20 protein-coding genes and 2 tRNA genes are annotated in these 22,149 nt (G+C 74.1%); 14 read left to right on the top strand and 8 right to left on the bottom strand.

The window, feature by feature from the left end; translation table 11 throughout:
* Positions 1-12 precede the first annotated feature (12 nt).
* The 4 genes from ACFU9E_RS16665 (at position 13) to pyrE (ending at position 4,348) form a co-directional block, all read left to right on the top strand.
* Complete coding sequence (locus ACFU9E_RS16665) at positions 13-540, top strand: DUF2617 family protein (RefSeq protein WP_380686762.1); 528 nt, start codon at positions 13-15, stop codon at positions 538-540.
* Positions 541-761: 221 nt separating this feature from the next.
* On the top strand, positions 762-2,327 hold the full coding sequence (locus ACFU9E_RS16660) for a polyamine aminopropyltransferase (protein ID WP_380686770.1): 1,566 nt from the start codon (positions 762-764) through the stop codon (positions 2,325-2,327).
* 374 nt (positions 2,328-2,701) lie between these two features.
* Positions 2,702-3,781, top strand: coding sequence for a hypothetical protein (locus tag ACFU9E_RS16655; protein WP_380686760.1), 1,080 nt, complete (start codon positions 2,702-2,704; stop codon positions 3,779-3,781).
* A gap of 30 nt (positions 3,782-3,811) precedes the next feature.
* Complete coding sequence (pyrE, locus tag ACFU9E_RS16650) at positions 3,812-4,348, top strand: orotate phosphoribosyltransferase (RefSeq protein WP_355360886.1); 537 nt, start codon at positions 3,812-3,814, stop codon at positions 4,346-4,348.
* A gap of 95 nt (positions 4,349-4,443) precedes the next feature.
* Here the strand turns inward: pyrE and ACFU9E_RS16645 are convergent, their stop codons facing one another.
* Complete coding sequence (locus ACFU9E_RS16645; RefSeq protein WP_380689890.1) at positions 4,444-5,166, bottom strand: DedA family protein; 723 nt, start codon at positions 5,164-5,166, stop codon at positions 4,444-4,446.
* Between the two features lie 355 nt (positions 5,167-5,521).
* On the opposite strand from ACFU9E_RS16645, the gene fbaA reads away from it, so the two are divergent.
* The 3 genes from fbaA to ACFU9E_RS16630 all read left to right on the top strand — a co-directional run bounded on the left by fbaA (position 5,522) and on the right by ACFU9E_RS16630 (position 8,140).
* Positions 5,522-6,544, top strand: a complete 1,023-nt coding sequence (gene fbaA / locus ACFU9E_RS16640) for a class II fructose-bisphosphate aldolase (RefSeq protein ID WP_380689888.1) — start codon at positions 5,522-5,524, stop codon at positions 6,542-6,544.
* Between the two features lie 66 nt (positions 6,545-6,610).
* Complete coding sequence (locus ACFU9E_RS16635; RefSeq protein WP_380689886.1) at positions 6,611-7,024, top strand: DUF3151 domain-containing protein; 414 nt, start codon at positions 6,611-6,613, stop codon at positions 7,022-7,024.
* A gap of 201 nt (positions 7,025-7,225) precedes the next feature.
* Positions 7,226-8,140, top strand: a complete 915-nt coding sequence (locus ACFU9E_RS16630) for a DUF3152 domain-containing protein (RefSeq protein WP_380690159.1) — start codon at positions 7,226-7,228, stop codon at positions 8,138-8,140.
* A gap of 24 nt (positions 8,141-8,164) precedes the next feature.
* On the opposite strand, the gene ACFU9E_RS16625 is transcribed toward ACFU9E_RS16630, so the two are convergent.
* The 4 genes from ACFU9E_RS16625 to purS all read right to left on the bottom strand — a co-directional run bounded on the left by ACFU9E_RS16625 (position 8,165) and on the right by purS (position 12,233).
* Entirely contained in the window at positions 8,165-8,977 is an 813-nt protein-coding gene (locus ACFU9E_RS16625; protein WP_380690161.1) for a sterol carrier family protein, read from the bottom strand.
* Positions 8,978-9,049: 72 nt separating this feature from the next.
* A complete protein-coding gene (gene purL, locus ACFU9E_RS16620; RefSeq protein WP_380684322.1) occupies positions 9,050-11,305 on the bottom strand; it encodes a phosphoribosylformylglycinamidine synthase subunit PurL in 2,256 nt (751 codons plus the stop codon).
* On the bottom strand, positions 11,305-11,982 hold the full coding sequence (gene purQ, locus ACFU9E_RS16615) for a phosphoribosylformylglycinamidine synthase subunit PurQ (protein ID WP_380684321.1): 678 nt from the start codon (positions 11,980-11,982) through the stop codon (positions 11,305-11,307). The genes purL and purQ overlap by 1 nt, the downstream gene beginning before the upstream one ends.
* Complete coding sequence (gene purS / locus ACFU9E_RS16610; RefSeq protein WP_030304493.1) at positions 11,979-12,233, bottom strand: phosphoribosylformylglycinamidine synthase subunit PurS; 255 nt, start codon at positions 12,231-12,233, stop codon at positions 11,979-11,981. The genes purQ and purS overlap by 4 nt, the downstream gene beginning before the upstream one ends.
* A gap of 468 nt (positions 12,234-12,701) precedes the next feature.
* Here purS and ACFU9E_RS16605 point away from each other — a divergent pair, with 468 nt between their 5' ends.
* The 7 genes from ACFU9E_RS16605 (at position 12,702) to ACFU9E_RS16575 (ending at position 17,426) form a co-directional block, all read left to right on the top strand.
* Complete coding sequence (locus ACFU9E_RS16605) at positions 12,702-13,019, top strand: Lsr2 family protein (RefSeq protein ID WP_030304494.1); 318 nt, start codon at positions 12,702-12,704, stop codon at positions 13,017-13,019.
* 132 nt (positions 13,020-13,151) lie between these two features.
* A tRNA-Gly gene (locus ACFU9E_RS16600) sits at positions 13,152-13,224 on the top strand.
* Between the two features lie 40 nt (positions 13,225-13,264).
* A tRNA-Gly gene (locus tag ACFU9E_RS16595) sits at positions 13,265-13,340 on the top strand.
* Between the two features lie 150 nt (positions 13,341-13,490).
* Entirely contained in the window at positions 13,491-14,495 is a 1,005-nt protein-coding gene (locus tag ACFU9E_RS16590) for an ABC transporter ATP-binding protein (RefSeq protein ID WP_380684320.1), read from the top strand.
* Complete coding sequence (locus ACFU9E_RS16585) at positions 14,492-15,319, top strand: ABC transporter permease (protein WP_380684319.1); 828 nt, start codon at positions 14,492-14,494, stop codon at positions 15,317-15,319. The genes ACFU9E_RS16590 and ACFU9E_RS16585 overlap by 4 nt, the downstream gene beginning before the upstream one ends.
* A 108-nt stretch (positions 15,320-15,427) precedes the next feature.
* Positions 15,428-16,675 carry a sensor histidine kinase gene (locus ACFU9E_RS16580; protein ID WP_380684318.1) on the top strand — a complete coding sequence of 416 codons (1,248 nt, stop codon included), beginning with the start codon at positions 15,428-15,430 and terminating at the stop codon, positions 16,673-16,675.
* A gap of 130 nt (positions 16,676-16,805) precedes the next feature.
* Positions 16,806-17,426, top strand: a complete 621-nt coding sequence (locus ACFU9E_RS16575; RefSeq protein ID WP_380684317.1) for a response regulator — start codon at positions 16,806-16,808, stop codon at positions 17,424-17,426.
* 34 nt (positions 17,427-17,460) lie between these two features.
* Here the strand turns inward: ACFU9E_RS16575 and ACFU9E_RS16570 are convergent, their stop codons facing one another.
* From ACFU9E_RS16570 to ACFU9E_RS16560, 3 genes are all read right to left on the bottom strand, one after another.
* On the bottom strand, positions 17,461-18,360 hold the full coding sequence (locus ACFU9E_RS16570; RefSeq protein WP_380684316.1) for a phosphoribosylaminoimidazolesuccinocarboxamide synthase: 900 nt from the start codon (positions 18,358-18,360) through the stop codon (positions 17,461-17,463).
* A gap of 107 nt (positions 18,361-18,467) precedes the next feature.
* Entirely contained in the window at positions 18,468-20,006 is a 1,539-nt protein-coding gene (locus ACFU9E_RS16565) for a N,N-dimethylformamidase beta subunit family domain-containing protein (RefSeq protein ID WP_380684315.1), read from the bottom strand.
* A 228-nt stretch (positions 20,007-20,234) separates the two neighbouring features.
* Complete coding sequence (locus ACFU9E_RS16560; protein WP_380684314.1) at positions 20,235-21,803, bottom strand: hypothetical protein; 1,569 nt, start codon at positions 21,801-21,803, stop codon at positions 20,235-20,237.
* Between the last annotated feature and the right edge of the window lie 346 nt (positions 21,804-22,149).

Here is a 22,149-nt window from a genome sequence, read left to right as displayed (position 1 = left end):
GCGGAGCCGAACATGCTCACCACTTTGCAGACCTCCTACACGGACACCCGCGCGGGTGACCTGGCCTGGTGCCTGGGCGGCGACCCGCTGCCCGCCCTCGCGGTCCGCGACCTGAGACTCGACGTCCCCGGCCACCCCGGCCCGCCCGGCACCCTCCAGCTGCGCCTGCTGGGCGCCTCCCACCAGGTGGTGATCGCCGCCGGGCCGGGCCACTGCCTGGAGACCGTCGCCTGCCTGCCCGGCCGCCGCACGCCGCTGCCCGCCCGGGTGGCCAAACAGGTGGACGGCTGGGAGTACGAGTTCGCCGCCCGGATCGAGGCGCTGCCGCCGCACGACTTCGCGGCCCGCGCACAGGAGTTGCTGGCCCTGGTCGAGGGGCATCCGCGCGGCCTGGCCGGCGTCTTCCCCGGCGACCCCAGCGCCTTCACCGCGCTGGTCGCCCAGGGCGGCGCGGACCGGCTGCTCTGGCGCACCTGGCACGCCTATCCACAGGAGGGGCAGCTGGTCTGCACCCGCTCCTCGCTGGTGGTGTCCCGGTGACCGAGGCCGACGAGCCGTCCATAACCCGGCCCACCGGCCTGGCATTCGCACGCAGGAACGATTCGTCAACCTGTCGTACCGCGCTGTCCGTCGAATGGGCGCAGCCGTCCGTCCCGCACGTCGCCTAGCGTTTGTTCGTGATCAATCATCCGGCCGGTCCGCCGCCCGCACAGCCGAGCCTCGACCTCGACGACGGCAGTCCGCCCCGGCCCGGGCGGAGCCTGACCCCGCTGCCCGCCCGCCGCCGCTCCCGGCTGCGCGCCCGCCCCGAGCTGGCCCGGCTGGTGGTCCTGCTGGCCGCGTTCGTCTGCGCGGCCTGCGGGCTCGTCTACGAGCTCGAACTCGTCGCCCTCGGCGACTATCTGCTCGGGGACTCGGTCACCCAAACCTCGGTCGTGCTCTCCGTCATGGTGTTCGCGATGGGCCTCGGCTCACTGCTCGCCAAACGGTTCACCTGCCGGCCGGCCACCGCCTTCGCCCTGGTCGAGTGCGCGCTCGCGCTCACCGGTGGCCTCTCCGTCCTGGCGATCTACTCCTGCTGGGCCTGGATCGGCCACCACCAGGCCGTGATGGTCGGGCTGACCTGCCTCATCGGCGTCCTCATCGGCGCCGAGATCCCGCTGCTGATGACCCTCATCCAGCGGATCCGCCGGGAGGACGCCGGCCACGCCGCGGCCGACCTGTTCGCCGCGGACTACGTCGGCGCGCTGATCGGCGGACTCGCCTTCCCGTTCCTCATCCTGCCGCTGCTCGGCCCCGGCAGCGGCGCGCTGCTCACCGGCGCGGTCAACGCCGTCGCCGGGGCCGCGGTGGTGCTCTGGCTCTTCCGCGAGGAACCGGCACCCCGGGTGCGGCGGCTGCTCTGGGGCGGCTGCGGGCTCGTCCTCGCACTGCTCGCCGCGGCCGCCGCCTGGTCCGGCGCGGTCGAACGCGCCGCCCGGCAGGCCCTGTACGGCGGGCAGGTCCGCGCCGTCAGCCAGGGCCGGTACCAGGAGATCGTGCTCACCGGCCCCGCCGAGGGACCGCTGCGGCTCTACCTCGACGGCCGGCTCGCGGTCTGCGGGCCCGACGAGTACCGGGGCAGCGAGGGCCTCGTCCACCCGGCGATGGCCGCCGGGCCGGACGCCCGGGTGCTGCTGCTCGGCGGCGGCGACGGGCTGGCCCTGCGGGAGGTGCTGCGGCACCGCGGGGTGCGCTCCGTGCTGCTGGTCGACCGCGACCCGGCGCTCCCCCGGCTCGCCCGCACCGACCCCGGCCTCGCCGCGCTCTCCGGCCGCTCGCTGGACGACCCCCGGGTCCGCATCGTCCAGGCGGACCCACTGGAGTGGCTGCGCACCGTCCGCCCCGCCCCCGGCGAGTCCTTCGACGTCGTCCTCGCCGACCTGCCGGCGCCCGCCGACGGCGGGCCGGTGACGTTCCACTCCCAGGAGTTCTACGGCCTCGCCACCCGGCTGCTCGCCCCCGGCGGGCGGCTCGCCGTCCGCGCCGGCGACGAGCAGCACGGGCGGCAGGGCCTGTGGCAGGCGGAGTCGGGACTGCGGGCCGCCGGGCTGCGGACCGTGCCGTACGCGGTCGCGGGCAGCGCGACCGCCGGCTGCCGTCCGGGGCCGGAGGGCAGCCAGAGCTTCCTGCTCGCCGCGGCCGCCCAACCGCCGCTCACCCTCTCCCCCGACGCCCCGCCGCCCCGCGCCCTCACCGCGGACGACCTGCGCGCCTCCGCCGCCCGCCTCACCGCCCTCCGCCCCCTCCACCCACCCGCCGCCCTCACCCTCCTCGGCCCGCACTGACCCGGGCGGGGCGGGCCCGCCGGGAGAGCCGGCGAGGCCGGACGAGTACGCCGCGCCCTGGCCGGGGGCGGCGGCGGGCAACCGGAGGGACGCCCCGGGTGACCCACCGGTCCGGGGACAGCCCGGGGCTGCGGGGCCGGGGGACCGCACACGGTGGCCCCCCGACCGACAGCAGGCCGACACGCCAAGCGCAGCACGGGCGAGTGCGCCCTGGGCCGCCGGGGCCGTCCGCGCCGTGCGGCGGCGGCACGTCGGCCGGGGCGGGGCGGCGGGGGTTCGGGGGTGGGAACGACCCGCCCGGGGGTGGGGTGCGGCGGAGGCAGGTAGGGGACAGGGCGGGGCCGGAAGGGGGTTCGGTCGGTAGGCTCCGTGACATGGAGCATGAGGTTGTCGTCCCGATCCCGGCCGGGCAGGTCCGGCAGGCCCTGCAGGATCCGGCGCTGCTGGCGCGTTCCGTGCCGGGGCTGAGCACCGAACCGGCTGCCGTCGGCAGTGGCGGGGCGGAGGAGATCAGCGGGCGGTTGAAGCTGCGGATCGGTGCCTCCACCATCACTTACAAGGGCGTGCTGTCGCTGATCGAGGGCCGCGAGGGCGTGCTGACCGCGTTCGCCGAGGGGCAGGAGGCGCGCGGCAGCGGCGAGGCCACCGCGACCGTCCGGATCAGCGTCACCGAGGGCGCCGGGGAGGGGACCGCGGTGGTCCGCTTCACCGGTGACCTGAGCGTCACCGGGCGGCTCACCGAGTTCGACGGGGAGACGCTCGCCGCGGCCGGCCGCCGCTTGCTGGACCGTTTCACCGCCGCCCTGACCTCCCTGGACGCCGAGGCCGACACCGACGCCCAGGGCGACACCGACGGCGAGGGCGACACCGACGGCGAGGGCGACCAGGACGCCACCGCGGCGGAGCAGGACACCGCCGCGGAGGCCACCGTGGTGTTCCTGGAGGACCGCCAGGAGGACCGCGAGGACGAGCCCGGCGACGACCTCGACGACGACCTCTCCGACCTCATCGCCTTCTCCGACGCCGACGCCGAGCGCTTCGGCCTCCCGCTCGGGAACGCCGGCGAGGACGCCGACGACGTCGACGAGCCCGCCGCGGCCGCCGGAGCCGAGGAGCCCGCCGCCGCGGCCGAGGACGAGGTGTCCGCCGAGCTCCCCGCCGAGCTGCCGTTCGGCTACGAGCAGGAGCCGGTGCTCGGCGGCCCGGTGCGGCGCAGCATCGTCGGGCGCTCCGCCGAGGAGGTCGACCACGCCCCGCCGCGCGGCCCGTACGCGCCGGCCCTGCCGGCCCGCAGCGCCCGGGCCCGGGCGGCCACCCGCTGGGGCGGGGACGCCGGCGGCATCGTGGTGCCGGGAACCGGCGGCCGCAGCGCGGTGCCGTGGGTGATCGCCGGCGGCGGGGTGGCCCTGCTCGGCGGCGCGGTGGTGCTGGTCAGGGCCCTGCGGCGGCGCTAGCGTCCCGTTCACCCCCTAGACTGGACGCTCATGAGCAACGACCGCGACGCCCTGCTGGCACAGATCAAGGACAAGGCCGTCGTCCACGGCAAGGTCACCCTCTCCTCCGGCAAGGAGGCCGACTACTACGTCGACCTGCGCCGGATCACGCTGGACGGCCAGGCCGCTCCGCTGGTCGGCCGGGTGATGCTGGACGCCACCGCCCACCTGGAGTACGACGCCGTCGGCGGGCTGACCCTGGGCGCCGACCCGGTCGCCGCCGCGATGCTGCACGCCGCCGCCGCGCGCGGCCGTGAGCTGGACGCGTTCGTGGTCCGCAAGGCCGGCAAGGCGCACGGTCTGCAGCGCCGGATCGAGGGCCCGGAGGTCAAGGGCCGCCGGGTGCTGGCCGTCGAGGACACCTCCACCACCGGCGGCTCGGTGCTGACCGCCGTCGAGGCGCTGCGCGAGGCGGGCGCCGAGGTGGTCGGCGTCGCGGTGATCGTCGAGCGTGGCGGCGCCGCCGCGGTCGAGGCCCAGGGCCTGCCGTACGTCACCGCGTACACCCTGGAGGACCTGGGCCTCTGAGCCCGCCGCTCCTCCCCCGCACGGCGAACGGCCGGGGCCGGTGTGTTTCACGTGGAACACACCGGCCCCGGCCGTTGTGCGGAACGGGGACGGGCTCAGTCGCGCCGGTGCCGGCCGCCACCGGCCTGGACGGCCTCGCCGCCCTCGGCGGCCTGCGCGCCACCGGCCTTCTTCTTCTTGCGCTCGCGCAGCACCTCGAAGATCATCGGCGAGATCGAGAGCAGCACGATCAGCAGCACCGCCGGGATCAGGTACTTGTCGATCACCGGGGCGAGCGCGTCACCGAAGAAGTAGCCGATCAGCAGCATCGACTCGGTCCACAGCACGCCGCCGACCACGTTCCAGAGGAAGAAGGTCCTGGCCGGCATGTCCAGGGTGCCCGCGACCGGGTTGAGGAAGGTCCGGACGATCGGCATGAAGCGGGCGAGCACGACGGCCTTGCCGGGGCCGAAGCGGTTGAAGTACTCCTCGGCCTTCAGCACGTACTCGCGCTTGAAGATCTTCGATTCCGGCTTGTCGAACATCCTCGGTCCGACCTTCACGCCGATCTGGTGCCCGAGCTGGGCACCGGCGACGGCCGCGACCGGGGCTCCGATCAACAGGGTCGCGAGCGGCAGCCGCGCACCGTCGCCGAGCACCGACGAGGCGGCGCTGGAGGAGGCCACGCCGGCGATGATGAGCAGCGAGTCACCCGGGAAGAAGAACCCGACCAGGAGGCCGGTCTCCGCGAAGATGATCGCGATCAGCCCGATGGCACCGAGGGACGAGATCAGTGATTTGGCGTCGAGCAGATTGACGGCCAGCTGGTTGTAGTCCACACGGCGCAGGATAGCGGTCCCGTCTTTTCCGGGGCTTCGCCCCCGGGGTCGAGCGCGCGCTCATCCTTTCGTCGCACCTCCTCTCCGACCCCCCGGGGAGCGCGGCGGGCCCGCCGTCCCGACAGGCGGGCCGCATGGTGGAGCCGGTGGGCATTCTGGGAAGATGGCACCGGCGTCCGGCCCGCAGTGGCGAACACCCTCATCGCCGCACCGCGGCCGCTGCCTCGAACCTTGGTACCGGTCCGCCGCACCGCAGAGCCGCGCACCGGCCCCGGTACCCCGGAGTCGTCACCAGGCGTACACAGCGTCGGACAGCACCGTCCGTGCGCCGCACACCCGACAGGAGCGGATTCGCATGCCCATCGCAACTCCCGAGGTCTACAACGAGATGCTGGACCGGGCCAAGGCGGGCAAGTTCGCCTACCCGGCGATCAACGTGACCTCGTCGCAGACCCTGCACGCCGCGCTCCGCGGCTTCGCCGAGGCCGAGAGTGACGGCATCATCCAGATCTCGACCGGCGGCGCGGAGTTCCTGGGCGGCCAGCACAACAAGGACATGGTGACCGGCGCCGTCGCGCTCGCCGAGTTCGCGCACATCGTCGCCGCCAAGTACGACGTCACCGTCGCGCTGCACACCGACCACTGCCCGAAGGACAAGCTGGACGGCTACGTCCGCCCGCTGCTGGCGGTCTCCGCCGAGCGCGTGGCCAAGGGCCAGAACCCGCTCTTCCAGTCGCACATGTGGGACGGCTCCGCCGAGACCCTGAGCGACAACCTGGCGATCGCCCAGGAGCTGCTCGCCCAGGCCGCCGCCGCCAAGATCATCCTTGAGGTCGAGATCACCCCGACCGGCGGCGAGGAGGACGGTGTCACGCACGAGATCAACGACGAGCTGTACACCACCGTCAACGACGCCGTCCGCACCGCCGAGGCGCTGGGCCTGGGCGAGAAGGGCCGCTACCTGCTGGCCGCCTCCTTCGGCAACGTGCACGGCGTCTACAAGCCGGGCAACGTCGTGCTGAAGCCGGAGCTGCTGCGCGAGCTGCAGGACGCGATCGGCAAGCAGTACGGCAAGACCGACCCGTTCGACTTCGTCTTCCACGGCGGCTCCGGCTCCAGCGCCGAGGAGATCGCCACCGCGCTGGAGAACGGCGTCGTGAAGATGAACCTGGACACCGACACCCAGTACGCCTTCACCCGCCCGGTGGCCGGCCACATGTTCGCCAACTACGACGGCGTGCTGAAGGTCGACGGCGAGGTCGGCAAGAAGAACACCTACGACCCGCGCACCTGGGGCAAGCTGGCCGAGGCCGGCATGGCCGCCCGCGTGGTCGAGGCCGCCCAGCAGCTGCGCTCGGCCGGCAACCGCCTGAAGTGAGGCCCGCACCTCGAACGAGGTGAACGAGGTCCTGCGTCCGTGCCCCCCGGTGGTTCACTGGGGGGCATGACCATTCACGAGAACCTCCTCGGGGGTCCGCCCCCGACGCACCTGCCCGCCGAGCCCGCTCCGCTGGAGCTGCTGGCCGGCGGCGCCTCCCCGGCCGAGGTCGCGGCGAAGTTCCCGACCTCCTCGTTGGCCTGGGCGCAGCTCGCCGACGACGCCTACACGGCCGGCCGGGTCGTGGAGTCCTACGCCTACGCCCGCACCGGCTACCACCGCGGGCTGGACGCGCTGCGGCGCAGCGGCTGGAAGGGCCACGGCCCGGTGCCGTGGGAGCACGAGCCGAACCGCGGCTTCCTGCGGGCGCTGCACGCGCTCGGCCGGGCCGCGGCCGCGATCGAGGAGAAGGAGGAGGCGGAGCGCTGCCTGCAGTTCCTGCGGGACAGCTCGCCGACCGCCGCCGCCACGCTGGGCTGACCCCCGGCCCCGGTGGCCGGACCGCCGCCGACGCCGTCCCCTGGTGCCCCGACGGGCAGCCGGGGGCGGCGTCGGCCGTTCCGCGCGTGCCCCGGGGTCCGTGGACAGCCACCGCTCCGCCGTGCCAGGGTGAACCCGCGAGGGGGCGCGCACATCAGTTCGAGGGTTCGCGACCCCACCGGTCGACAGAGAGCCCCCAGCGTGCCCGCACCCAGACCCGCCCGCCGGCCCCGTACCGCGACGGCCTCCCCGCGCCGTCGGCGCCCGCCGCGCCGCCGGCTCGGACCCGGCATGCTCACCGCCCTGGTCACCGCGGTGGTGATCCTCGGCGGCACGCTCTTCGTCCTGAACCACCCGGACGCGCTGCCGGACGCCGGCCGGACCGCTCCGGCCCGGATCGCCCCGCCCGAGGGCGCCCCGGCGCCGGCCACCGCCGCCCCGCCGCCGTCCGGGACCCCGCCCGCGACCCCGACGACCCCGGCCGCCACGACTCCCGCGCCGACGTCCCCCGGCCCCTCCCCCACCCCGCAGCCGAGCGGCCCGGAGGGCGCCCCCGCCCAGGGCACCGGTACCTTCACCCTCGCCCGCGGCTCCGCCGACCCGGTCGGCCACGGCCGGATCCGCCGCTACCGGGTCGAGGTCGAGAACGGCATCGGCATCGACGCCGCCGCCTCCGCCACCCAGATCCAGGGCATCCTGGCCGACCGGCGCGGCTGGACCAACGACCGGAGGAACGGCTTCCAGCTGGTCGCCGACGGTGACTACGACTTCACCGTGAAGATCGCCTCCCCCGCCACCGTCGACCGGATCTGCGGCGCCGCCGGGCTCGACACCCGCGGTGAGGTGAACTGCAACGTCGGCGACCAGGTGCTGGTCAACGTCAAGCGCTGGACCACCGGCTCACCCCAGTTCGACGGCCCGATCGACGAGTACCGGGCGCTGGTGGTCAACCACGAGGTCGGCCACCGGATCGGCCACGGCCACGAGTCCTGCCCCGGCCCCGGCAAGCCCGCACCGGCGATGATGCAGCAGATCTACGGGCTCAAGGGCTGCAAGCCCAACGCCTGGCCGTACGGCACCGACGGCCACTACCTGGGCGGACCGTCGGTGCCCTGAACCGGCTTGCCCGGGCGTCCTGGCTCAGCCGAGCAGCGGCAGGTGGGCCCGCAGGTCGCTGCGCTCGCCGCTCGCGGACAGCGCGGCGCCCTCGGCGGCGTCCGCCCAGCCGGTGCGGCCGGTGGCCAGCCGGATCCAGGTCAGCGGGTCGGTCTCGACCACGTTCGGCGGGGTGCCCCGGGTGTGCCGCGGCCCCTCGACGGCCTGCACCACCGCGTACGGCGGCACCCGCAGCTCGACCGCGCCGCCGGGCACCCGCTCGGCGAAGGCGTCGGCGAGCATCCGGGTGACGGTGGCCACCGCCTGCCGGTCGTGCGGGAAGGGCTCGGGGCCGAGCGCCTCGGCCAGGTCGTCGGCGTGCACCACCGTCTCGACCAGCCGGGTCACCAGGAACTCGGTGAGCGGCATCGAGCCGAGCCGGATCTCGAACCGCCGGGCCGGATCGGCCGTCTCGGGCCGCCGCAGGGCGGCCAGCAGCGCCTCCACGGCCCGGTCGAAGGCCGCCGCCACCGAGGCCGGGTCACCGGCGAACTCCTCCGCCGTCCGCGCCCTGGCCTGCTCGTCGAGCAACGGGGCGAGCGCGCCGAGCCGGGCGGTCCACTGCGGCAGGTCCAGCGGCGGCCGGCCCTCCAGCGGATCGTCGAGGTGCGCGGGCAGCCAGGCGATCTGGACGGCGAGGTGCGCCAGCAGCTCGCGCACCCGCCACTCCCCCAGCCGGGTCGGGCGGTCCAGCTCGGCGGCGGTCAGCCGGTGGACGGCGGCGCGCAGGGCCTCGCTCTGCGCCGACAGCGCGGCCCGCACCTTGGCGGGCTGGTAGGTACGGGACTTGGCAGGCATGGCCCCCAACATACGCCCGGGGGCGGACGGTTCCGCTCGGAACCGTCCGCCCCCGGGGACGTGCTCGAACACTCAGCCCAGCAGGACCTCGATGACGCCGGTGTGGGCGTCCTTCAGCTCCGCCAGCGTGACGGTGAACTGGTCCTGGACGTCCAGGGCGTCGCCGTCGACCACACCGATCCGGGTGGCCGGCAGGCCCCGCGCGGTGCACATGTCGTTGAACCGGAGCTCCTCGCTGCGCGGCACCGCCACCACGGCGCGGCCGGCCGACTCGGAGAACAGGAACACGAACGGGTCGATGCCCTCGGGCACGACGATCCGCGCGCCGCGGCCGCCCTTGAGGCAGCTCTCCACCAGGGCCTGACCCAGGCCGCCGTCGGACAGGTCGTGCGCGGCGTCGATCATGCCGTCGCGCGAACCGGAGATCAGGATCTCGCCGAGCAGCCGCTCGCGCTCCAGGTCGACCTTGGGCGGCAGGCCGCCCAGGTGCTCGTGGACCGCCTGCGACCAGGCCGAGCCGCCCAGCTCGTCCGCGGTGTCGCCGAGCAGGTAGAGCAGCTGCCCCTCCTCGGCGAAGGCCACCGGGGTGCGGCGGGTGACGTCGTCGATGACGCCGAGCACCGCGACCACCGGGGTCGGGTGGATGGCGACCTCGCCGGTCTGGTTGTACAGCGAGACGTTGCCGCCGGTCACCGGGGTGCCGAGGGTCAGGCAGGCGTCGGCCAGACCGCGGGTGGCCTCGGCGAACTGCCACATCACGTCCGGGTCCTCGGGGGAGCCGAAGTTGAGGCAGTCGGAGACCGCGAGCGGCTTGGCACCGCCGGCCGCGACGTTGCGGTACGCCTCGGCGAGGGCCAGCTGGGCACCGGTGTACGGGTCCAGCTTGGTGAAGCGGCCGTTGCCGTCGGTGGCGACCGAGACGCCGAGGTTGGTCTCGTCGTCGATCCGGATCATGCCCGAGTCCTCGCCGTGCGAGAGCACGGTGTTGCCGAGCACGTAGCGGTCGTACTGGTCGGTGATCCAGGACTTGGAGGCCTGGTTCGGGTGCGAGGCGACCTTCAGCAGGTCGGCCTTGAGGCCCTCACCGGTGGTCGGGCGGGCCAGCCGCTCCGCGGTCGGGGCGTCGGCCTGCAGCGCGTCCTGCCAGCTCGGGCGGGCGTACGGACGCTGGTAGGTCGGGCCCTCGTGGGCGACGGTGCGCGGCGGCACGTCCACCACGAGCTCGCCCTGCCAGAAGATCTCCAGCCGCTCGCCGTCGGTGACCTCACCGATGACGTTCGCGATGACGTCCCACTTCTCGCAGATCTCCAGGAAGCGGGCGACCTTCTCGGGCTCGACGATGGCGCACATGCGCTCCTGCGACTCGCTCATGAGGATCTCCTCCGGCGAGAGCGTGTGGTCGCGCAGGTGCACGGTGTCGAGGTCGATCCGCATGCCGCCGGAGCCGGCCGAGGCCAGCTCGGAGGTGGCGCAGGACAGACCGGCGCCGCCAAGGTCCTGGATGCCCTTGACGAGCTTCTCGCGGAAGATCTCCAGGGTGCACTCGATGAGGAGCTTCTCCTGGAACGGGTCCCCGACCTGGACCGCCGGGCGCTTGGCCGGCTTGCTGTCGTCGAAGGTCTCGGAGGCGAGCACCGAGACGCCGCCGATGCCGTCGCCGCCGGTGCGGGCCCCGTACAGGATGACCTTGTTGCCGGCGCCCGAGGCCTGCGCGAGGTGGATGTCCTCGTGCTTCATGACGCCCACGCACAGCGCGTTGACCAGCGGGTTGCCCTGGTAGCAGGAGTCGAAGACGACCTCGCCGCCGATGTTCGGCAGGCCCAGGCAGTTGCCGTAGCCGCCGATGCCCGCGACGATCCCGGGCAGCACGCGCCGGGTGTCCGGGTGGTCGGCCGCGCCGAACCGCAGCGGGTCCATCACGGCGACCGGACGGGCGCCCATCGCCAGGATGTCGCGGACGATGCCGCCGATGCCGGTGGCCGCGCCCTGGTAGGGCTCGATGTACGACGGGTGGTTGTGCGACTCGACCTTGAAGGTGACCGCGTAGCCCTGGCCGACGTCGACCACACCGGCGTTCTCGCCGATGCCGACGAGCATCGCGTCCGTCTCGGGCTTCTTCTCGCCGAACTGCTTCAGGTGGGTCTTGGAGCTCTTGTACGAACAGTGCTCGGACCACATGACCGAGTACATCGCGAGTTCCGCGCCGGTCGGGCGGCGGCCGAGAATCTCCCGGATGCGCGCGTACTCGTCCTCCTTGAGGCCGAGCTCGGCCCACGGCTGGGCGGCGTCCGGGGTCTGCTCGGCGTTCTTGACGGTGTCGAGGCTCATCAGGCGTTCACCAGCTGCTTCAGGACGGAAGTGAAGAAGCCCAGGCCCTCGGTGGTGGGACCGGTGAGCGGCTCCACGGCGTGCTCGGGGTGCGGCATCAGGCCGACGACATTGCCGGCCGCGTTGGTGATGCCGGCGATGTCGCGGTACGAACCGTTGGGGTTGACGTCGAGGTAGCGGGCGACCACCCGGCCCTCGGCCTCCAGCTCGTCCAGGACGTGCTGGTCGGCGACGAAGCGGCCCTCGCCGTTCTTCAGCGGCACGACGATTTCCTGGCCGACCGCGTAATCGCGGGTCCAGGCGGTGCCGTTGTTCTCGATCCGCAGCTTCTGGTCGCGGCAGATGAAGTGCAGCGAGTCGTTGCGGGTGAGCGCGCCGGGCAGCAGGTGCGATTCGCACAGCACCTGGAAGCCGTTGCAGATACCGAGAACCGGCATTCCCGCCCTGGCCTGCTCGATGATGGTGTCCATCACCGGCGAGAAGCGGGAGATCGCACCGCAGCGCAGATAGTCGCCGTAACTGAATCCGCCCGGCAGGACGACCGCGTCGACCTGGTGGAGATCCTTGTCACGGTGCCAGAGGGCGACCGGCTCGGCGCCGGCGAGGCGGACCGCGCGCTGGGCGTCGCGGTCGTCGAGGGAGCCGGGGAAAGTGACGACGCCGACGCGGGTGGTCACTTGCCCTCCTCCTCGACGCGGACCGTGAAGTCCTCGATCACGGTGTTGGCGAGAAAGGTCTCGGCGGCTTCGCGGATACGGGCGAGCGCGGCGTCGTCGACCGGGCCCTCCAGCTCCAGCTCGAAACGCTTGCCCTGGCGGACGTCGGCGATCCCGGTGAATCCGAGACGGGGCAGTGCGCGCTGCACCGCCTGTCCCTGGGGGTCGAGGATCTCCGGCTTGAGCATGACGTCGACTACGACGCGTGCCACTGGCACTCCCGGTGGTGTCTTCGTGAGGCGGGGGAACTCCAGACTACAAGGGGTTTCGGGCGGGATTGCTGGCCGGGCGTAGCGACGCGCGTAGACTCACGCCCCTTACGCGGCAAGGCCTCCATCGGCCCGGGACCCCCCGCCGCACGCCCCTTTTCGGCGGATTCCGCGGCCGCCGCGGGAACGGCCGAAGAGCACCCGAATACCGGCACTCCGGACAGATCGGCCAGCCGAGTGCGCCCGGTATCCGGCACCCCGGCGAAGACACGTGAATATCCGGAAAAGAAAGCCGGACTCTTCGATTTCTCCCCGCTTCGGGTGCAGAATAGGGCCACCTGCCGCGGTGAGTGCTGCGTATCCGGCACGGCCATCCGGCCTGCCCGTATGCACTTGCGCGAGTGGTGCACATCAGGCCCGGGAGCGCACCCGCGCCCTTGTCGGCCGAATTGCCCGAGAGGATTGACACCCATGGCTCAGCGTGTAGTTGTCACGCTCTCCGACGACCTGGACGGCGGCGCCGCCGCGGAAACCGTCCACTTCGGCGTGGACGGGAAGTCGTACGAGATCGATTTGTCCGTGGACAACGCGGAAAAGCTGCGGGAGGCCCTCGCCCCGTTCGTCGCCGCCGGCCGCCGCCAGAGCCGTACCGGGAAGTCCTTCCGCCGTACCGCCCTCACCCCGGACCCGGCCGCCGTACGCGCCTGGGCCCAGTCCCGCGGCATGGAGCTGCCGGCCCGCGGCCGCATCCCGAAGCACGTGTACGAGGCGTTCGCCGAGGCGAACTGAACTCCCGCGGTCACCGGTCGTCCCGTCCGCCCGCGGAGGGCGGGACGACCACCCCTCCGGATGCTGTAGAGTATTCCTCGTCGCCGCAACGGAGAGATCCGAAGAGGCGGCAGGTGCCCCGCAAGGCACCGCGCGGACGTGGCTCAGTTGGTAGAGCATCACCTTGCCAAGGTGAGGGTCGCGAGTTCGAATCTCGTCGTCCGCTCGCAGTGCGCGAGCACAGCACAATTACATAGTTCCACCCTGCGGACGTGGCTCAGTTGGTAGAGCATCACCTTGCCAAGGTGAGGGTCGCGAGTTCGAATCTCGTCGTCCGCTCCAGTACGAAGGGCCCTCTCGATCGAGAGGGCCCTTCGGCGTTCTCCCGTTCCGCTGCCCATGACATTCGTCATCGCCGGCCCATGGATCCGCACCGGGTTCTCATGAAGGCGCGCACTGCCCCCGTCCCCCGGGCGACGGGAGGCTTGGGGCATGGAAACGAGCCAGCCCCACCGCCCCGGCGACCATGTGATCGAGGTCACCGAGCTGCACCGCCACTACGGCACCGGCAGCAGCCGGTACCACGCCGTCCGCGGCGTCGACCTGACCGTCGGCCGCGGCGAGCTGTTCGCGCTGCTGGGCACCAACGGGGCCGGCAAGACCTCCACCATGGAACTGATCGAGGGACTGGCCGCCCCGAACGAGGGCCGGGTCCGGGTGCTCGGCCGCGACCCGTACCGCGAGCGGGCCGCCGTCCGGCCCCGGATCGGCATCATGCTCCAGGAGGGCGGCTTCCCCGGTGACCTCACCGTCGCCGAGACCGGCCGCTCCTGGGCCGGCGCCACCAGCCACGCCCGCCCGCTGGACGAGGCGCTGGAACTGGTCGACCTGCAGCACCGCCGCGACGTCCGGGTCAAGCAGCTCTCCGGCGGCGAGCGCCGCCGCCTCGACCTGGCGATGGCCCTGCTCGGCCGGCCCGAGGTGCTGTTCCTGGACGAGCCGAGCACCGGCCTCGACCCGGAGGCCCGCGCCGCCGTCTGGCGGCTGGTCCGCGAGCTGCGCGCCCAGGGCACCACGGTGCTGCTCACCACGCACTACCTGGAGGAGGCCGAGGAGCTCGCCGACCGGCTGGCGATCATGCACGGCGGCCGGATCGTCGCCGCCGGCACGGTGGCCGAGGTGATCGCCGGGCGGCCGTCCCGGATCTCCTTCGAACTCCCCGAGTTCACCGGCTCCTCGATCCCGCCGCTGGCCGGCGCCACGCTGACCGCCGAGGGCCGCAAGGTCACCGTCCAGACGCCGCACCTCCAGGCCACCCTGACCGAGCTGCTCGGCTGGGCCGGCCGGCACGGCATCGCGCTCGGTGCCCTCGACGCCCGCAGCGCCTCGCTGGAGGAGGCCTTCCTGGCCATCGCCTCCGAGGCCGCCCACCGGCCCCCGGCCGACTCCCCCGCCGCTCCCCCCGCCCGCCGCAAGCTGATCGGACTCGCCCGATGACCACCGCCACCGCCACCGCCACCGGGCCGAAGAGCACCTCCGTCCGCCGGCTGCTCGCCCTGGGCCGGGCCGAGGGGATCCTGCTGCTGCGCAACCGGACCGCCCTGTTCACCGCCGTCCTGCTGCCGCTGTTCCTGATCTTCGGGCTGCAGGGCGTGCTCAAGCAGCAGGCCAAGAGCAACCCCGGCCTCGACGTCGACTCGCTGCTGGTCAACGGCGCGGTCGGCATGGTGCTGGCCTTCGTCGTCTACTACAACCTGACCGCCGCCTACGTGGCCCGCCGCGGCGAGCTGGTGCTCAAGCGGCTGCGCACCGGCGAGGCCCGGGACCTGGAGATCCTGGCCGGCACCGCCGTCCCCTCGGTCGGCCTCGCCCTGGTGATGTGCACCGTGATCGGTGTCGTCGGCGCCACCGCCCTGGACCTGACCGCCCCGGTCAACCCGATCCTGCTGGCCGGCGGCCTGGTCATGGTCATCGCGACCCTGATGGCGCTGGCCGCCCTCTCCAGCGCCTTCACCCGCACCGTCGAGAGCTCCGGCATCACCACCATGCCGGTCCTGCTGCTCACCCAGTTCGGTTCCGGCCTGTTCATCCCGCTGGAGGTCATGCCGGACCGGCTCGCCGACATCTGCCGGCTGCTGCCCACCACCCCGGCGTTCCAGCTGGTCCGGGTCGGCTGGTTCGGCACCGACGGCTCCGCCGCCCCGACCGGCTTCGCCGGCAGCTGGGCCACCGCCGCCCCGCACCTGGTCACCGGCGGCATCTGGCTCGCCCTCGCGGTCTGGGGAGCCGTCCGCTACTTCCGCTGGGAGCCGCGCCGCTGACCACCGGCTGTTTTCCCGGCAGGTGATTTCGAACCGAAGGTCCGCTCCCCGTTCCTCCTCTGATAGGAAGGCAGCAGCACGATCATGATCGAACGGGGAGCAGAGCAGATGGGCGTCGTGAATCCGGTGCGCGCGTGGAGGGACTACTCCAAGCCGCAGCGCTCCGAGCTCTACCTCCGCTGGTCGCTCTACCTGATGGCGCTGGCCCCGCTGCCGCTCTCCCTGCTGATCAACTCCGCCGACCCGGACCTCCGGGCCCACCCGGCCAGCCGGGTGGCCATGGTGGTCGGACTGGCCCAGACCCTGCTCAGCCTGCGGGCCTACCGGACCTCGCTGGACCACTACCTGAAGCGGCCCTCCGACCACCTGCGCTGGCTCGCCCTCAACGGCGGCGTCGCGGTGGCCGGCTCCTGGGCGGTGCTGCTGCTCGGCCCGCGGGTCGGCACCGATCCGGTGGTCTTCACCTTCCCGATCGCCAGCACCCTCCTCTTCTCCGCCTTCGGCCCGGCCTCGGTCGGACTGCCCCCGCGCCGGGCGGCCCTCGCCGGGACCGCCGGCCTGCTGGCCGTCCTGCCCGCGATGCTGCTGGTCGGCGCCGCCCCGGGGACGGCCGTCGCGGCACTCTGCGGCACCGCGCTGGTCATGTTCCTGGTCGGGTCCAGCTGCCGCAGCTTCGCCTGGCTCCAGTCGGTGGTCTGGGAGCTGGACACCGCCCGCGAGGCCCAGGCCCGGCTGGCCGTCGCCGAGGAGCGGCTGCGGTTCTCCCGCGACCTGCACGACGTGATGGGCCGCAACCTCACCACCATCGCGCTCAAGAGCGAACTGGCCGTCCAGCTGGCCCGGCGCGGCCGTCCGGAGGCCGCCGACCAGATGGCCGAGGTCCAGCAGATCGCCCAGGAGTCCCAGCGCGAGGTCCGCGACGTGGTGCGCGGCTACCGCACGGCGGACCTGCACGCGGAGGCGATCGGCGCCCGCGCGGTGCTCCGCTCCGCCGACGTGCTCTGCGAGATCGACCTCGGCGAGGACGCCGACCGGCTGCCGGCCCCGGTCCAGTCGGTGCTCGGCTGGGTGATCCGCGAGGCCACCACCAACGTCCTGCGGCACAGCGAGGCGGGCCGCTGCGCGATCCGGCTCCGGCGGGAGGACGACCGGGCGGTGCTGGAGCTGGAGAACGACGGGGTGCCGGCCGTCCCGCTGCCCTCCCAGGGCAGCGGCACCGGGCTGCGCGGACTGCGCGAGCGGCTCGCCGCCCACGACGGCGAGCTGGCCCTGCCGGACGCCGGGCCCGGGGGCTTCCGGCTGATCGCCAGCGTCCCGCTGCGGGGCGCCGGGAACGCCCCGGCCCCGAGGTCCTGACCGGCCGCTGCGCGGCCCCGGGCGGTTCGCGGCCCCGGGCGGTTCGCGGCGCCGGGGCCCTGAGACTCTGATGCCCCGGGACTCCGCTTCCCGCGAAGCCCCGCGAAGACCGCACGGAAGGCCCCCGCCGATGACCGACACCGCGCCCGTCCGCGTCCTGCTCGCCGACGACGAGCACCTGATCCGCGGCGCGCTGGCCGCGCTGCTCTCGCTGGAGGAGGACATCGTGGTGGTCGCCCAGGCCGCCTCCGGCCCGGAGGCGGTGGCCATGGCCCAGGCCCACCGGCCGGACATCGCGGTGCTCGACCTCCAGATGCCCGGTCTGGACGGCATCGAGGTGGCCACCAGCCTGCGCACGCTGCTGCCGGACTGCCGCTGCATGATCGTCACCGGCCACGGCCGCCCGGGATACCTGAAGCGGGCCCTGGAGGTCGGCATCCGCGGCTTCCTGCCGAAGACGGTCTCGGCGGCCGACCTCGCCGGGATCATCCGGACGGTCCGGGCCGGCGGCCGGTACGTGGACCCGGAACTGGCGGCGGACGCCATCGCCGCCGGGGAGAGCCCGCTGACGCCGCGCGAGACGGACGTCCTGGAACTCGCCGCGGACGGCACCTCGATCGCCGAGATCGCCGAGCGGGCCTCGCTCTCCCAGGGCACCGTCCGCAACTACCTGTCCGCGGCCGCCGCCAAGCTGGGCGCCGAGAACCGGCACGCGGCGGTGCGGATCGCCCGCGAGCACGGCTGGATCTGACCGGCCGGGCCCGCGGGCGTTCGCGCCGCGGGCGTCAGGACCAGCTGAGGCCGGTCAGCCGCTCGTAGGCCTCGACGTACTTGCCGCGGACCTTCTCGACCACCTCGGCGGGCAGCTGCGGCGGCGGCTGCTCGCTGCGGCGGTCCCAGCCGGAGGCCGGGGAGGTCAGCCAGTCGCGGATGATCTGCTTGTCGAAGGAGGGCTGCGAGTGGCCCGGCTCCCACGCGTCGGCCGGCCAGAACCGCGAGGAGTCCGGGGTCAGCACCTCGTCGCCGATCACCAGCTCGCCGTCCAGCAGACCGAACTCGAACTTGGTGTCGGCCAGGATGATGCCCCGCTCACGGGCGATGTCCCGGGCCCGGGAGTAGACGGCCAGGGTGGTCTGGCGCAGCTGGGCGGCCAGCTCGGCGCCGATCCGGCGGGCGGTCTCCTCGTAGGGGACGTTCTCGTCGTGCTCGCCGACCTCGGCCTTGAGCGCCGGGGTGTAGATCGGGGCGGGCAGCTCGGAGCCGTCGTCCAGGCCCTCGGGCAGGGCGATGCCGCAGACGGTGCGGGAGGCGCGGTACTCCTCCAGGCCGGAGCCGGCCAGGTAGCCGCGGGCCACGCACTCGACCGGGACCATGTCCAGGCTGCGGCAGATCAGGGTGCGGCCCTTCCAGTCGGCCGGGGCGCCGGCCGGGACCTCGGTGGAGATCACGTGGTTGGGCACGATGTCCGCGATCCGCTCGAACCACCACAGCGAGAGCTGGGTGAGGATGCGGCCCTTGTCCGGGATCTCGTTGGGCAGCACCCAGTCGTAGGCGGACGTGCGGTCGCTGGCGACCATCACGAGGTCACCCGACTCGGCGCGGTACAGGTCGCGCACCTTGCCGGTGTGCAGGTGGACCAGGCCGGGTACCTGGACCGGCTCGGGCTTGGTGACAAATCCGCTCAAGGTCGTCTCAGTCCTCAGGGGTCGTTCGCGGGCGGTGCGGCGCGAAAGGGGAGGTCACTGGGGTCGAGTCTGTCACGACCGCCGGGGCGGACCGGCCCGAGGGCCGCTCAGTCGTTCTTGCAGAGGCGGTCCAGCAGGTTGGCGGTGGCGCGCTGGATCCGCTCGTCGGTGAGCCCAGGACGGTCCAGCGCCGGCGACCAGGCGAAGGTGCCGGAGGCGAACACGTAGGCGCCGCTGGGCGCCCGGTAGAGCGAGGTCTCCTGGTAGCGGGTGCGCCCGGCCGGGTCCTGGTACGGGGAGTGGGCGAGCAGCACCCGCTCGGTGTGCCCGGGCAGGGCGACCTTGGGGTAGTAGCGGTCCGCCTCGCCGGCCACCAGTCCGGGCAGCCCGTCGCCCTCGTGGAGGCCGGTGCCGGCCCAGAACCAGTGCGCGGTGTGCCGGGCGACCAGCGGGACGGCCGTGGCGACCCGGCCGGAGTACTGCAGGCCGAGCAGCCCCTGCTCCGGCTCGCCGGCGTCGCGCCACAGCGCGCTGGCGGCGCCCGCGGCCCCGGCGGCCGGGTCGTCGGGGCGGACCTTCTGGCGCTTGCGGCAGTTGAGCATCCGGTTGGGCTCGCCGGAGGGGCCGGGGCTCAGCTCGACCCGCCAGTACATGGTGTTGGCGGAGAGGAAGACCAGCGAGGTGCCGCCGTCCCTGGCCCCCTCGGCGGCGCGGCGCATCGGCTCGGACCAGTACTCGTCGTGGCCGGGGAAGACCAGCGCCCGGTGCCGGGAGGCGTCGACCAGTCCGGCGTGCAGATCGGTGGCGGTGGCGTAGGAGAGGTCGTAGCCGTAGCGCTCGGCCCAGCGGATGAAGTCGTAGGCGTGGCCGACGTGCAGCGGCAGCCCGGCGGTGGCGTGCGGGCGGTCGAAGGAGACGGTGACGGCCGCCTCGGTCTCGCCGACCAGCCGGCCGCCGTCCCAGGCGTGGTAGAGGCTGGCGCCGCTGCGGCCGTCCTCGGGGAAGAGGTTGTACGCCTGCCAGGTGACGTCCGGGACCACCAGCAGCAGTTCGGCGGCGCGGGTCTGGTCCTCGAAGTCCCGGACCGTGAAGGGGATGTGGCTGCGGTGCAGCATGTCGGCGGTGGTGAGCACGGCGACGTACGCGCCGGGCCGCCAGTGGTTCGGGATCTGCAGCCGCCAGGTGTGCCACCAGTGGTGGCAGGAGACGGTCCGGCCGGCCACCATCGGGGCCGGCTGGACCATGCCGGCGATCAGCGGGCTGGAGGTCATGTGGTGGGCGCCGTCGCCCGCGTAGTGGCCGATCCGGAAGACGTCGACGGTGAACTCGCGGGGCGGATTGACGGTGACCCGCAGGTCCACCGAGCCGCCGGGGCGGACCACGCCGGCCGAGGCGAAGCCCTTGATCTGCTGTTCCTCGTCGTTGGCGCTCAGCGGGGTGCCGACCGCGGGCTTGCCGCGCACCCCGGCGGCCAGCGGACGCTGCCCGGGGGCGTCCACCGAGACGTACCAGGGGACGTCGCCCTCGGCGCCGGCGAGGTACTGGTCCGGGCTGCGCAGCCAGGGCAGCGGGCCCTGGCCGAAGGGGTCGGAGACGCTGTGCGCGTGCGTCCCGGACTCCCAGCGGCGGTTGACTTCGGTCCCCACGCGCGCCCCTCCCAGGTGCACCTCCGCCGGGCTGGCATGTGCCTCCCGGATGTGCGTGCGGACTAATACACCACACCGTGCTGGCGCTGCGTCACCCTACGGTAGCAACTAGTGGCGGGAATCTTCCGGGCCGGCGGACGGATGGCCTCCGGCCTGCGAAGACCCGGGGCGGCCGGTTCGACCGGGGGCGCTCGCGCAGGGGCTGCGCGCCCCTCCCGGCGGTGCCGGTCAGAGCCGGACGGGCTTCTCCAGCCGGACGTCGGCGGCGTCCAGCCAGGCCCGCAGCGGACCGTCCTGGCCCTGCTCGACGGCCTGGGCGACCGGCTCGGCGAGGTCGGTGCGGCGCACCCCGCCGAGCAGCAGCACCGGGCCGTCCAGCCAGTCGAGGCCGGGGACGGCGCCCGCGGTGTCCACGGCGGCGCAGCAGACCATCGCGGTGACGTGGTCGACCAGCACGTCCCGCGCGGTGCGGACCGGTTCGAGCAGCGGTGCGGGAGCGGCGGTGCGGGCCGGCTGGGCCACCAGCGCGGCGGCCAGCCGCTCGCCGTCGCCGTCGGCGAGCCGGTTCAGCAGCCGGGTCAGCGTCGGGGCGCCGGGGCGGGCCTGCGGGGCGAGCAGGTCCAGGGCGGACTGCAGGGCGGCGGCGCGGGCCCGCCAGCCGGCGTCCACGACGTCGGCCGGGTAGTCGGCCCACTCCAGCTCGCGCCGGCCGCCGGAGGCGGGCGTGCCGAAGAACAGTTCGGCGGCGAGCCGGGAGACGGCGGCGTCCACCGTGCCGGGCTCCTCCAGCAGGTCGCAGGCCGGGCGGTCGCCGAGCCGGCTGCCGTAGCCGTCGGCCAGCCGGTCGCGCCGGGAGAGTTCGGTGAGTGCGGCGACCACGCCGGCGTTGAGGTGCGCGGGGTGCCGGCCGATCCGCCAGGCGGGCAGCGCGACCCGGGTGAGCAGCCGGTCCCAGCCCGCGTAGGCGAGGCCGACCTGCTCCTGGGCGGCGATCCGCAGGCCGTAGTCCACCCCGCGGGCCTGTTCGGAGGCCCAGCCGGCGACCGACCGCTCCAGCTCGGCGGCGTGGCCACGGCAGGCGCCGAGCAGCCGGCGGGTGATCCGGTCGGTGAGCGCGGCCGGGCCGCGCCGGGGCGGGCGGGGGGTGCCGGGGCCGGGGACACCGGCCGGGCCGGCGACGGAACCGGCGTCCAGGCTGGCGTCGAGGGCGCGCAGGAAGCGGCGGGCGGCGGCGATCTCGGGGTCCGCGGCGGCGGCGGTGCCGGCCACCACCGGGGCGAGCAGGGCGCGCAGCTCACCGGCCCGCATCCACCAGAGGAAGGGCGAGCCGATCACCAGGACCGGCGCGGGCGGTTCGGCGCGGGCGGCGCGCGCTCGGCGGCGGGGCCGGGCCGCGGGGACGTCCTCCAGCCAGCTGTCGCAGTCCGGGGTGAGCGCGACGGCGGAGGGCGCGGGGACCTCCAGCCGGTCGGCCAGGTCGTCGATCAGCCGGTACAGCTCGGGGGCCTGGGCGCGGCCGAGCGGGACGGCCGGGGTCTGCGGCGGAACGGCCCGGCGGTATCCGCGGGCGGCCGCGGCGGCCACCAGCAGGGTGAGCGCGGCCACCGCGCAGACCGTCCAGCGGGCGATGTCCCAGCCGGCGGCGTCGGGTGAGCCGGGGGCGCCGATCCGGCCGGTGAACCGGCCGGCGAGCAGGACCACCGCGGCGGCGGCGGGCAGCGCGGCGGCGGCCAGGGCGAGCCCTCGGATGCGCAGGACCGCGTGGGCGTGAGCGCGCGCGGTGTCGACAGCGGCCATACGGTGCGGCACCCCCTTCGGAGCCCTCGGGTGCCCGGTGAGGGCCCCTGGGCCGTTCGAAACGATCGGTTCCGACCGGGAAACGGTGGCGTCCGAGCCCCGGTAGTACATGCTGCGTGGCGCTTCTGACATTTTCGACGCCCGTGTCCGGGTGGTGTTCCGGATCGCCCCGGTTCCACTCGTCCCGGTGACGCCGCCCGAATTCCGGACGGCCGCCCGGGGCGGCATCGGACGGGCCGGGCGTGTCCGGTCCGGCCGGACGCCGTCCAGCATCCCCCCGCACGACCGCCGCTACCCGGCGGCGGGCGGAAGCGGCCCGACCTGTGGTGCCGTGGTCCAGCGCACC

The organism is Kitasatospora sp. NPDC057595 (assembly GCF_042800875.1).
Taxonomy (GTDB): domain Bacteria; phylum Actinomycetota; class Actinomycetes; order Streptomycetales; family Streptomycetaceae; genus Kitasatospora.
Note: the sequence above shows the minus strand (reverse complement) of the source record. Positions and strands in the feature narration are given on the sequence as shown.